Genomic DNA, 12,965 nt, shown 5'->3' on the forward strand with positions numbered 1-12,965 from the left:
TTTAAAGATTATGGATGTATTAATAGCGATAAAAGATAATATTACGGTACAAGAGGCGCTGGAGTTTATTCAATCACCAGCTTGCGGAGGGGAAGTAATATTCGCAGGAACTATAAGGAATAATACACAACAAAGACCGGTAACGCATTTGTTTTATGAGTGTTATGAACCTATGGCAATTTCTGAAATGCAAAAGATTGCGGATCAGGTAAAAGAAAAATGGGCCATTCAAAAACTGGTAATGCTACATGCTATCGGTGATAAATACCCAGGTGATGTAGCTGTTGTTATTGCAGTTGCTTCAGCACATCGTGGAATTGCATTTGATGCCTGTGAATATGTGATAGATATATTAAAAGAAACAGTGCCTATCTGGAAGAAGGAATTTTTTGCTGATGAATCAGCTCACTAATTCTTGCTTTTTCATCAGGTGTATTTGCATTGAACTGCTCTTCAGCAAAAGGATTCTCCAATAAGTGAATATCACAGTTTAATAATGTTTTTCGGGGGCAGGTGATCCCTGCTTCTGTATTATGGGCGAGCGACTTAAGTGCGGCCGGTTCCCAAATGGTAATCAATGGCTCTGCGAGATGATTCACCGGACTAATAAATGTAGTAGCTGCTTTAGTAATATTTCTGTTTGAAATCAGATATTTTAAAGATTGTTCACTTATGTTTGGGAGGTCACATGCGATAACCAACCATGCAACGTGCTGGTCTTTTTGGTAAGCAGATAAGATCCCGGCTGAGGGCCCTTTAGTAGCCACATTATCAGGTATCAGCATTGGGTGATCAGCAAACTGTAACAGCTGATCCGGGCGGCATGAAATGTAAACTTCGGGAATAAGATTTTGCAGGAGTTTTACAAGATATTTCCATTGCGGAACGCCATGATAAGCGATAGTACTTTTATCTTCCTGCATACGGGTGCTATATCCTCCGCAAAGGACTAAACCCTTAATTTCTATGTTTTCTGATTCACTCATGCTTATTTTGAATGGTCCTGTTTGCCACCACTTTTGCTGATTAATCTGGTTTCTCTTATCACCATTTCCTGAGAAAGTGCTTTACACATATCGTAAATAGTGAGTGCTGCAATACTCGCACCCGTCAGGGCTTCCATTTCAACTCCTGTTTTACCTGTAGTTTTTACAGTACATCTGATAATAGCTTCTTCCCCTGCCAGGTGAATTTCGATATCACATCCATCGAGTAAAATTGTGTGGCATAAAGGAATTAATTCAGGTGTTTTTTTGGCTGCCATTATTCCTGCAATGATTGCAGTTTGAAACACACCACCTTTGCGGGTATGGATCTCATTTCCCTGAAATTGATCCCGAATAATTGCAGGCAGATATACCTTGCTTTCAGCAATAGCTACACGATAGGTATCATGTTTACCACTAATATCTACCATGGCCGGTTGGCCTGTTTCATTGAGGTGAGTGAAACCACTGTTTGATTCATTGGACATAAAAGCATAAATTTAACTAGTATCACCTAATACAAATGTAATTGAAAAGATGTTGACTGTTACTGCTGCATACGAAATCGTCTTACGAACAGTTAGAGAATCAGGCACAGAAACCGTGCCTTTCGAGTATTCGTCCGGAAGAATTTTAAGGCAGCCAATATTGGCCGATCGCCCATTTCCACCCTTCGATAGGGTTATGATGGATGGTATTGCCATTAATTTCGACAGTTATGCCAGAGGACAACATATTTTCGGAGTTGAAGATGTCCAGGCTGCCGGGCAACCGCGATTACAATTATCCAATACTGCTAATTGCATTGAAGTAATGACAGGTGCTGTATTGCCAGAACTTACAGATACAGTAATACCATATGAACATCTTACACTAAGTGAACATGAAGGATTCAAAAGATTTACAGTGCATACTGCCGCTAAGAAGGGGCAACATATACATGAAGAAGGTAAAGATGTAAAGCAGGGAGCTATTCTCCTTGCGCCAGGTACCCTAATTGGACCGGCTGAAATCGGAGTTTTGGCTACTGTTGGTCAAACTACTGTGGAAGTAAGCCGAAAGCCCAGGGTAGTGATTCTGGCAACCGGTGATGAACTGGTACAGGTACATGAAACGCCTGCACCGCACCAAATAAGGATTTCTAATGCATATAGTTTATTAGCTGCGCTGAAAGCAATGGATATTGATGCAGAATTCATACACCTGACTGATGATGAGGATATTATGTCGGCTACCCTTACAAGCTTATTATCGGATACAGATATCTGGATAAGTTCGGGTGCTGTTAGCGCAGGTAAATACGATTTTCTTCCTGCTATTTTACAGCAGTTGGGAATGAAACAGCTATTTCATAAAGTGCAGCAGCGACCAGGGAAACCCTTTCTGTTTGGAGAATTTGAGAATGGTCCGGTTGTTTTTGCATTGCCTGGAAATCCTGTTTCCAGTTTTATGTGTTTTTATCGTTATGTACGCCCCTATATTTTAGCAGCAATGCGTGGTCAGGTTTCCCAACCAATTTATGCTGAATTGTCAGAGAAAGTAGTATTTGAAGCTAATCTCGAATATTTTTTACCGGTTAAACTGGAAGTTAATACTTCGGGAGTTGTGTTGGCTCATCCCCAACCCTATCAGGGCTCTGGTGATTTGGCAAGTTTGTTGAATGCTGATGGCTTTCTTGTTTTACCCGCTGCTGATAGTTATTTTGAGAAAGGAAAATCTTTTCAGGTCTGGAAGTTTCGTTAAACCTACGGTATAGTTTTTAGTCTTATTTCTTAAACTCTTTTCTTTATGGCTGTAGTAGATCAACAATTACAGCTGCAACATCTTGCCTGGAGGGCTGGCTTTGGAGAAACCCTTCCTACTATCTCTGATTGGGATAATAAACGGCGCAAAGAAATTGTGAACAAAATTCTGATGGGAAAATCTAATAAGTCTGTCAGTGATGTAATAGTTGTTTCAGACAGTGAGTTACCCAATTTTCGCCGCAAAAAGGATATGACGGCGGAAGAACGGAAACAGTTGCAGCAAATGAATACCCAGGGGATCAAAGATCTCAATGTAAGTTGGCTCAATACTATGATTCACAGCGAACATCCGCTGAGAGAGAAGATGAGCCTTTTCTGGCATGGACATTTTGCATGCAGAACCCAAAATGTGTTATTCAATCAACAATTATTAAGCGTTATCAGAGATAATGCTTTGGGAGAATTTGGAGACTTGCTATCAGCAGTTTCCAAAAGTCCTGCAATGTTAGAATTCCTAAATAATCAGCAGAATCGTAAGCAGCATCCCAATGAGAATTTTGCCCGGGAAGTAATGGAGTTATTCACATTGGGTAGAGGGAATTATACAGAGTATGATGTGAAAGAGGCGGCAAGGGCCTTTACCGGATGGGGATACGACGCAGAAGGTAATTTTGTTTTTAGAGATAAGCAGCACGACGATGATAGTAAATTGTTCTTAGGCAAACAGGGTAAATGGAATGGAGATGATATTCTGAAAATACTATTAGACCATCCTCAAACAGCTACATTCATCACACGCAAGATTTACAGATTCTTTGTTTCAGAAACTCCGGATGAAGAGAGAATAGCGGAACTTTCGAAGAAGTTTTATCATTCGGGCTACAAAATCAGGACTTTGATGAAAGAGATATTTATGTCTGATTGGTTTTATGATAGTAGCCTGGTGGGGAATAAAATAAAATCTCCTGTAGAATTATTGGTAGGAATCCGAAGAACTGTGCCAATGGATTTTGAAAAAGAGGAAGTGATGCTGCTATTCCAGAGAGTATTGGGGCAATTGTTGTTTTATCCGCCAAATGTGGCCGGATGGCCAGGTGGGAGGAACTGGATAGATAGTTCGAGCCTGATGTTCAGGCTTCGTGTACCACAGGTTATCTTCTATTCTGATGTGCTTAATATCAAGCCAAAAGAATTAATGGCAGAAATGGGTGATGGTAATAATTATAAAATGACTTTGCAGATCAATGAGTTTCTGAAAAAACAATATGCAAAGAAGGTAAATGCCACTATTCTTTGGGAGAGTTATCTGAAAGGCTTTGAGAAAGTTGAAAGAGCCTCTCTGGCTAAGGCTATTGCAGATTCACTGTTGCAAAACAGGAATGTAAATGCGGTATTGTTGGATAAATATGCAGATAGCAGCAATAGAGAAAGTTATATTAAAACTATTACTATAGATGTAATGAGTACACCTGAATATCAGTTGTGTTAATCTTTGTATCTCTAAACTATATTTTATGCTAATACTTAACAGGCGTAAATTTTTGCAGGTAGGTTCTTTGGCGTCGGCTTCTTTAATGCTTCCTAAGTTTTTAAAAGCAATGGAAGCCAGGCCTCTGGTTCCCGCTGGGAATAAAGTATTGGTGATTATTCAGCTTTCAGGGGGAAATGATGGGTTAAATACAATAGTCCCCTATCGTAATGATATTTATTATAGAGAACGACCTACATTGAGTTTGAAACAGGATGGAATTTTAAGGTTGAATGATGAACTGGGCATTCATGCTAAATTAAAGGGTTTTAAATCTTTATATGATGATGGCATGCTAGGTGTTTTAAATAATGTAGGATATCCAAATCCGGATCGTTCTCATTTTAGATCGATGGATATCTGGCAATCTGGCTCTCCGGCCAGTGAATATTGGACTGATGGCTGGATTGGCCGTTATCTTGATGCCCAGTGTAAAGGTTGTGATAAACCTACGCAGGCATTGGAGATAGATGATACTTTAAGCCTGGCTATGAAAGGAAATAGTAATAAGGGCTTAGCGCTTACTGATCCGGCAAGATTGTATGGAACCAGCAACGATAAATACTTTACAGATCTGTTGCAACAGCGTACAAACGATGATCATGAACATAGTAATGTAGATTATCTATATAAAACTATGCGGGAAACAGTTTCTTCGGCATCTTATATCCAACAACAATTCAAGTCATTTCAAACAACTGCTTCTTACCCTAACACCGAATTGGGCCGGGATATGAAAACAATTGCAAGTTTGATTTTATCAGACATCAATACAAAAGTTTTTTATGTCTCTCATGGGAGCTTTGATACTCATGTGAATCAGCAGGATCAGCAAGCCCGTTTATTTAATCAGTTGAGTGATGCAGTAACCGCATTTACTGATGATCTTAAACAACATCATAGGTTTGAAGATGTGGTAGTAGTTACTTTCTCAGAGTTTGGAAGAAGGGTTAGCCAGAATGCGAGTGGAGGTACAGATCATGGTACGGCTAATAATATGTTTGTTATTGGGGGAAATCTGAAGCAGGCAGGGGTTTTAAATGATGGTCCGAATTTGCAGCAATTGAAAGATGGGGATTTACAGTATAGTGTAGATTTCAAAAGCGTGTATGCTACACTGTTAGCCAATTGGTTGCATGCCAATGATAAAGAAATTTTAAAGCAGGATTATCCGTTGATGTCTTTTGTTTGAAAATACATAGCCCATTCGGCTACGTATAACCGAATGGGCTGTAAAATATTATGACAGAATTATCTGACTTGTGAGATCAATGCTCTGAATGCCCCGTCCTGAACGGCAACATCGCCGCTAAAGCCCATTACATCTTTCAGCATACCCGAAAAACTTCCTTCAACTGCAATGTTGTCTATTTTATCAATAGTGATATAGAACATTTTGCTATTGGCAGAAGTATAGGTAGTTGAGTAAAGCGAATTGGTAGCTACCGTCATGCTATTTCCTTTCTGAGTAACATAATAGGTACCCGGAGTAAATGGAAGTTCGGCCTTAGCAAGTGTGAAAGTAATGACATCACCATTATAGCTATGAGCGGTAATTTCCATGCGAGGGTATTGTTTTTCAGGATTTTGTTCCTCAGGATCAGGGATATATATAACGCCAGTCGGATTTTCTGACAAGTATATTTTGTTATCCATTTTCATAGAGACAAATCGACGTAAACGGCTATCTTCTTTGACTTTAGAACAAGATACACTCAGTAGGGCAACTATGCCAAGTAAAAAGAACGCAGATTTTCGCATAGGTTCAATTATAAACAGGCTTTAAAATTGGTCCTAAAATTAAACATTTCTAAATATAAAAACGGATATAGGACAAACATTGTTACATAAAAACGCCAGGCTATTAAAGAATTGCCTGGCGTTTAAATCTTTACAAACTTATCTACTAAGCTTTACGGGCAATGCGGTATAAGTACCAGCCCATAAACGCAAAAAATGCACATCCTATTATATAATAACCGTTGCTTCCGATAATCTTGATAATTCCGGCATCTAAATGCAAGGCACTTAATACAGCTGCAGAACTATCGAATCCGGCCAGCACGGCTATTATTACACCTGCCACCGCTCCTCCTGCCACTAATCCGGTGGCAAAAAGATTTCCTTTACCTAATTCCTCTTCTTCAGGGGCAACTTTCTTATTACTCTTCTTCTGTTTATAATCTACAACTCCGCGAATTGCTCCACCAACAAAAATAGGCAGGGTGGTAGACAATGGCAGATAAGCCCCTACAGCAAAAGATAAGGAGTTAATACCGCAAAGCTCCATAGTAATTGCCAGGAAGGCTCCTGCAATAACAAATTGCCAGTCGAGTTTCCCTGATAAAATACCTATATCCAGTGTAGCCATTAACGTTCCTTGAGGTGCAGGGAAATAAATACTACCGATAGCATGGTCTTTTACTCCGTGAGCAATCATTTCTCTGGTTGGATTATCGAGGAACTTCACAGTAAGCCCGATTACGATGGAAGAAACTATAGCTCCAATAAATAACGCAATCTGCTGATATTTCGGAGTTGCTCCTACAATATAACCGGATTTCAGGTCCTGGCTTGTTCCTCCGGCGTTAGCGGCAGCAATGCAGATCATACCTCCTACAACCAATGCCATAGGCTCGTAAACTTTACCTGTCCACCCAACTGATATAAAAACCAGGCAGGTACCCATAAGGGTAGCGATGGTCATTCCGGAAATTGGATTATTGGATGAGCCGATAAGCCCAACTATGCGGCTGGAAACGGTAACGAAAAATGCACCGAATATAACAACCAGTAAACCGATCAGCAATTTCTGACCAACAGAAGCACCTGGCAGTTGTGGTAAAAATGCCATTAATAATACAAGTCCAATGCTACCTATTAGTACAACTTTCAGGCTTAAATCCCTTTCTGTTCTTGGAACTTCTGCAGGTTTAGCTGATTTGTCGCCAGAGGTTTTTATGGAACTCAGACTTCCTTTGAAAGAAGCTATGATAGTTGGAATTGTTTTCAGTAGGGTGATGAAACCACCTGCAGCTACTGCTCCCGCTCCGATTTGCCTTACATATGCATAGTAAATAGCGGCCGAATAGTCATCGAAGGTATGCATGCCGGGGCTCCAGTTTCCTTGTCCACCTGCGGTTTCCAGATTAGCCAGATATCCCAACTTTACAAGCTGGCTTGCAATAGTATCAGGAGGAATCAGCGAGGAGAGTAGTGGAATGAGGGCCAACCATGATAAAACACCACCGGCTACCAGTACTCCGGCTATTCTAGGGCCAATGATATAGCCTACTCCCATATATTCAGGAGTTATATCGGCACTGAGTTTAGCTGAAGGAAAGAATTTATTGGCCTGCTGGGTCATGTACTCAGGAGTTTCAGCAATGACTCTCAATACTTTTTGAAGTATGGCATAGAGGAAGGCAAAGCCGAGGCCATAGAAGGCAGTTTTAGCGAAATCGCCACCTTTTTCACCGGCAATTAAAACATCTCCGCATGCGGTACCTTCCGGGTAAGGGAGTACTCCATGTTCTTTAACGATAAGGGATCTTCTGAGAGGGATCATCATTAAAGTACCAAGTATACCTCCGAAAATAGCCAGGGTAAGGATGGTGAGATAGTTAAAGTATTCTTTACCGATACCATCGCTTAGAAACAGAAACCCTGGAAGGGTAAATACCACACCGGCGGCGATAGATTCACCGGCCGATCCGGTAGTTTGAATGATGTTGTTTTCGAGGATGGTGGTTTTAAAGAATTTACGCCCTAAGGTAATAGCAATAACGGCAATCGGGATAGAAGCCGAAACTGTAAGACCAGCTTTTAATGCAAGATAAGTTGTTGCGGCGCCGAAAATAATACCGAAAATGCAGCCTAGCAGGATAGATTTAATTGTAAACTCTTTCATCTGAACCTCTGGTGGTACAAATGGTTTGAAATTGTTATCAGCCATAAAATGGAATTGGGTACTGCTTTAAAAAATACAAATAAAAAAAGGGATCTGGTCGAATTTTGAGAAAAGGAGCGGAGATTAAGTTCCAACTGCTACTTATAATTTCTCAAAATTAATCTTCGATCAGATCCCTTTGTGCTTAAGAAGCGATATTATCTAACGCCGTTCATCCATTTTTTCAGGAAGCCAGAAGATAAGAACAGCAATACAGCTGCGCCACCTGGCAGAATCACAAACACCATGAAGAATTCATAGAGGTTGTGAATAGTGAAACCTGCAAATGTTGGATAATTGATTGGCAGTTTAAGTTCGTGCAATTTATCCAGTTGTTGAGCGGTGGCCGTAATAGTACCATCCATGATTCCTCTCAGGTCAATACCATTTTCGGTAGCCAATTTGTATTTGTCCATTGTTGGAGGGAGCAATGCGCCCAAAGTACCTGCTAAAGCGTAACCTGCAGCATTTGCAAGGAACCAAACACCCATCAGCAAAGAAGCGAATCTTTGAGGAGCCAGTTTGGCAACCAGAGACAGGCCGATCGGAGACAGGCAAAGTTCACCGATTGTATGGAATAAATACATCAGAATTAACCAGCTAACACCTAACTTTTCGTTAGGGCCAAGGCTTTTCATTTGCAATGCAATAATGAAGAAACCTAATGCCAGTAATGCCAGACCTAAAGATTGTTTTACAGGAGAGATAGGTTCTAAACCACGTTTTTGCAGTCTAATCCATACATAACTCATTGGGATAGCAAAAACGATGATAAAGATAGAGTTGGCATTTTGAATCAGGCTTGGAGGAAGGTTGAAGCCCAGGAAGTGACGATCGGTCTGATAATCAGCAATGAAAGTCAGGGAAGAGCCCGCCTGTTCGAAACATGCCCAAAAGAATATTACGAAGAAAGCAACGAAGTAGAGAACGATAATACGTTGTCTTTCAATTTTAGTGATCGATTTATCAGTTAATATCAATACAGCAAGGCTAATACCTACTGCATAAATAAATGGATAAAGCCAGGATTTGATTGGATTTGGATCCAGAGACAGGAAGTGGATTCCAATAAAGAGTACAATTGCAAGTATAGAAACTCCTACCATTGCTCCCGTAGTGAATTTAGCTTTATCTGCTTCACCGGATGTATTACCAGCTTTTTTGCTAAAATCAGGTTTCCCACCAATAGGTTTTCCGTCCGGAGTTACCACATATTTGTCTTTCATGCGCATAAATATGAAGGTACCCAGGAACATTGCGATACTCGCAGCCAGGAAGCCCCATTTAAAAGCGCTTACAATTCTTACTCCATTTACTTCTCTATCACCCAGGAAAGGACAGATAGACATACCCAGGAAGGCGCCTACGTTGATACCCATGTAGAAGATAGTGAAAGCAGCATCCAAACGATTATCACCTTTCGGATAAAGGCTACCTACCATGGAGGAGATATTAGGTTTGAAAAAACCGTTACCAAAAATAATTACCAACAGGGCGATTAGAACAACCGTATTGGCCAATTGAATATTGGTGGCATAGAGAGTGGCACTTAAAACCATCAGTAATTGTCCGATACCCATTACAGTACCGCCGAGAATGATACAGCTTCTGTTACCGAGATAGCGGTCGGCTATATATCCGCCAAGCATAGGTGTAAGGTAGCAGAGTCCTAAAAATCCTCCATAAACATAAGAGGAATCAGCTTCGGAATAAGCAAGTGCATTTACCAGGAAGAGCGTCAATAACGCCCGCATACCATAAAAGTTAAACCGTTCCCACATTTCCGTGGCAAATAGTACTTTGAGTCCTTTAGGATGGCCCTTTTCTTGTACAGGGATTGACTCTAGCACATCAGCAGATTGCGTCATAAAAATTGGTTAGTTTTAGCAATAGTTTGTTTAGACTTAGAGAACCTCTAAATATGGCAAGTTAAGTAAAATCGATTATCTCTGTAAAAAAATGCTGGAAATGCTCATTTTTTGCGCTTTTTTAAACTTTCTTTGCACTTTCTTTCCAACCTGCATTATTTAGGTAATTCATATGAACATACTATTACTAGGAAGTGGTGGCCGAGAACACGCATTGGCCTTAAAAATGTCGAAAAGCCCATTATGTGAGAAATTATTTATTGCTCCCGGGAATGCAGGAACTGCACAATGTGGGCAAAATATAAATATGGGAGTGAGTGATTTTCAACAAATTAGAAATTTTTGTCTGGAAAACGCGATCACTCTGGTAGTTCCCGGATCAGAGGAAGCACTGGTAAACGGAATTTATGACTTTTTCAGGGCAGATGAGGCATTGCAGCATATTCCGGTAATGGGGCCTTCTAAAGAAGGCGCGCAACTGGAAGGTAGTAAGGCATATGCAAAGTTATTTATGCAACGTCATAATATTCCTACAGCTGCTTATCGTGAGTTTGATGAATCGAATTATGAAGAAGGGGTTATTTACCTGCAACAGCACTCCTTACCAATTGTATTGAAGGCAGATGGATTGGCGGCTGGTAAAGGTGTGGTAATAGCGTTTTCGCATGAAGAAGCATTATCTGAGTTTGAGCAGATGATTAAAGCTGCTAAATTTGGAGATGCCAGTAAAACGGTTGTAATTGAGGAGTTTCTGACTGGTATAGAATTATCTGTGTTTGCCCTGACTGATGGCCATTCTTATCAGATCTTACCAGAGGCAAAAGATTATAAACGTATTGGTGAAGGAGATAAAGGATTGAATACAGGCGGTATGGGAGCTGTTTCTCCGGTGCCTTTTGCGGATGCAACTTTCATGAAGAAAGTGGAGGATCAGGTGATCCGGCCTACTATTCAGGGATTATCAGATGAAGGTATAATTTATAATGGTTTTGTGTTTTTTGGCCTGATTAATGTAGGAGGAGAGCCTTTCGTAATAGAATATAACTGTCGGATGGGTGATCCTGAAACAGAAGTAGTTATGCCTCGTTTGAAGAACGACTTACTGGAACTTTTCCAGGCTACAATTGCAGGAGAACTTAAATCACAAATTATAAATGTCGACGAGCGTGCAGCATCTACAGTGATGTTGGTGTCTAAAGGGTATCCTGAGTCTTATGAAAAGAACAAGGTTATAACTGGCATTCCAACCCCAACTGACGATCAGATTGTTTTTCATGCAGGTACTAAATTACAGGGAGAAGAGGTGTTGACCAATGGGGGCCGTGTATTGGCTATTACTTCATTGGCGGCCAACTTATCGGAAGCTCTGGCTCATTCTGTACAAACAGCGGAGAAGATTCAGTTCGAAGGAAAAGTGTATCGTCGGGACATCGGCTACGAATTTATTTAAAGCATATATGGTTGTATCCCGCAAACGGGATAAGAAGTTTTTGTATTAAAAGTTGATTAAAAAGCTTTAGGTCTTTACTTCTTATGTAGCTTTGCAGGCAATAACCAACATTCCAACGTACAGGAGGAGGCTGTAGCAAGAAAAGAAGCGGGATTGGTAAGGGATTTTTTCGATAGGCAGGAACTATAATTAACGGATATTTTCCGTTTATCTGGTCGGGAGCAGAAGGAAAGAGTTACTATGCCGTTTGGACAACAAATAACTTTTTTTAATATTTACTGTATTATTGCAAGAATATCCATTTTTTGCATCGTATATTCGTTGGAATTATTCATTTTTGCATTCTAATTTTTGACCGTATCAACAATGGGATTTTTTAATTTTTTAACGCAGGAAATCGCGATTGATCTTGGTACAGCTAATACGCTGATAATTCACAATGACCAGGTGGTAGTGGACGAGCCTTCCATTGTAGCGATAGAACGGGCTAGCGGCAAGATTGTGGCTGTAGGAAAGAAGGCCATGATGATGCACGAAAAAACACACGAATATCTTCGTACTATACGTCCCCTGAAGGATGGAGTGATTGCGGACTTTAATGCCGCTGAGGGTATGATCAGGGAACTCATAAAAATGATTTATCCTAAGAAGCCTTTGTTTGCTCCTAGTTGGAGAATGGTGATCTGTATCCCTTCCAGTATTACTGAAGTGGAAAAGAGAGCAGTTCGTGACTCTGCAGAGCAGGCAGGTGCCAAGGAGGTATATTTGATTCACGAACCTATGGCAGCCGCCTTAGGTATAGGCATCGATGTTGAAGAACCTGTAGGTAATATGATCATCGACATAGGCGGTGGTACTACCGGTATCTCAGTTATTGCCCTTGCAGGTATTGTATGCGACCAGAGTATCCGTATCGCCGGTGATGAATTCACTGCCGATATCATGGAAGCTCTCCGTCGTTATCATAGCTTGTTAATCGGTGAAAGAACTGCAGAACAGATCAAAATTCACATCGGTTCTGCCCTCAAAGAACTCGACAACCCACCAGATGACATTCCAGTGAACGGACGCGACCTCGTTACCGGTATTCCGAAACAAATCATGGTTTCATACCAGGAAATTGCTGAAGCATTGGATAAATCCATCTTTAAGATTGAAGAAGCCATCTTGAAAGCACTGGAAACAACCCCTCCGGAACTTGCATCTGATATTTATCGCAGAGGCTTGTACCTGACTGGTGGTGGTGCCTTGCTTAGAGGGTTAGATAAACGCCTCGCCCAAAAAATCAAACTACCTGTTCATGTTGCAGACGACCCATTGCGTGCAGTAGTTAGAGGTACTGGTATTGCCCTCAAGCATGTTGGCAAATATCCATTCCTGATGCAATAAACTCATTTGATATTTACGAACCTGTAAGGTTTACAAACGGTTATACCCTA

Annotated in this window: 11 protein-coding genes; 6 read left to right on the plus strand and 5 right to left on the minus strand. The window is 40.7% G+C overall.

The annotated features are described in order from the left end of the window. The first annotated feature begins 10 nt into the window (after positions 1–10). Complete coding sequence (locus DVR12_RS12515; protein ID WP_116976011.1) at positions 11–412, plus strand: molybdopterin synthase catalytic subunit; 402 nt, start codon at positions 11–13, stop codon at positions 410–412. Here the strand turns inward: DVR12_RS12515 and mobA are convergent. Continuing rightward, a complete protein-coding gene (mobA, locus tag DVR12_RS12520; protein ID WP_116976012.1) occupies positions 369–986 on the minus strand; it encodes a molybdenum cofactor guanylyltransferase in 618 nt (205 codons plus the stop codon). The genes DVR12_RS12515 and mobA overlap by 44 nt on opposite strands. A 2-nt stretch (positions 987–988) precedes the next feature. Beyond that, positions 989–1,474 (minus strand): cyclic pyranopterin monophosphate synthase MoaC, encoded by a 486-nt coding sequence (gene moaC, locus DVR12_RS12525; RefSeq protein WP_116976013.1) that lies wholly within the window; start codon positions 1,472–1,474, stop codon positions 989–991. A 49-nt stretch (positions 1,475–1,523) separates the two neighbouring features. On the opposite strand from moaC, the gene DVR12_RS12530 reads away from it, so the two are divergent. Genes DVR12_RS12530 through DVR12_RS12540 form a run of 3 tightly spaced genes read left to right on the plus strand, consistent with a single transcriptional unit; the run spans position 1,524 to position 5,451 of the window. Next, a complete protein-coding gene (locus DVR12_RS12530; RefSeq protein WP_116976014.1) occupies positions 1,524–2,729 on the plus strand; it encodes a molybdopterin molybdotransferase MoeA in 1,206 nt (401 codons plus the stop codon). Between the two features lie 45 nt (positions 2,730–2,774). Continuing rightward, the gene (locus DVR12_RS12535; protein WP_116976015.1) at positions 2,775–4,220 is read left to right on the plus strand and encodes a DUF1800 domain-containing protein; all 1,446 of its coding nucleotides are present in this window, start codon (positions 2,775–2,777) and stop codon (positions 4,218–4,220) included. Between the two features lie 25 nt (positions 4,221–4,245). After that, complete coding sequence (locus DVR12_RS12540) at positions 4,246–5,451, plus strand: DUF1501 domain-containing protein (protein WP_116976016.1); 1,206 nt, start codon at positions 4,246–4,248, stop codon at positions 5,449–5,451. Between the two features lie 59 nt (positions 5,452–5,510). Here DVR12_RS12540 and DVR12_RS12545 read toward each other — a convergent pair whose 3' ends face one another. From DVR12_RS12545 to DVR12_RS12555, 3 genes are all read right to left on the minus strand, one after another. Further along, a complete protein-coding gene (locus tag DVR12_RS12545) occupies positions 5,511–6,020 on the minus strand; it encodes a hypothetical protein (protein ID WP_147323449.1) in 510 nt (169 codons plus the stop codon). A gap of 145 nt (positions 6,021–6,165) precedes the next feature. Further along, the gene (locus DVR12_RS12550) at positions 6,166–8,214 is read right to left on the minus strand and encodes an OPT family oligopeptide transporter (protein ID WP_116976018.1); all 2,049 of its coding nucleotides are present in this window, start codon (positions 8,212–8,214) and stop codon (positions 6,166–6,168) included. Between the two features lie 152 nt (positions 8,215–8,366). Continuing rightward, positions 8,367–10,076, minus strand: a complete 1,710-nt coding sequence (locus tag DVR12_RS12555) for a peptide MFS transporter (RefSeq protein WP_116976019.1) — start codon at positions 10,074–10,076, stop codon at positions 8,367–8,369. Positions 10,077–10,248: 172 nt separating this feature from the next. Between DVR12_RS12555 and purD the strand changes: the two genes are divergently transcribed. After that, the gene (purD, locus tag DVR12_RS12560; RefSeq protein ID WP_116976020.1) at positions 10,249–11,526 is read left to right on the plus strand and encodes a phosphoribosylamine--glycine ligase; all 1,278 of its coding nucleotides are present in this window, start codon (positions 10,249–10,251) and stop codon (positions 11,524–11,526) included. A gap of 366 nt (positions 11,527–11,892) precedes the next feature. After that, positions 11,893–12,915 (plus strand): rod shape-determining protein, encoded by a 1,023-nt coding sequence (locus DVR12_RS12565; protein WP_073078293.1) that lies wholly within the window; start codon positions 11,893–11,895, stop codon positions 12,913–12,915. Positions 12,916–12,965 lie beyond the last annotated feature (50 nt).

The organism is Chitinophaga silvatica (assembly GCF_003419895.1).
GTDB lineage: Bacteria > Bacteroidota > Bacteroidia > Chitinophagales > Chitinophagaceae > Chitinophaga > Chitinophaga silvatica.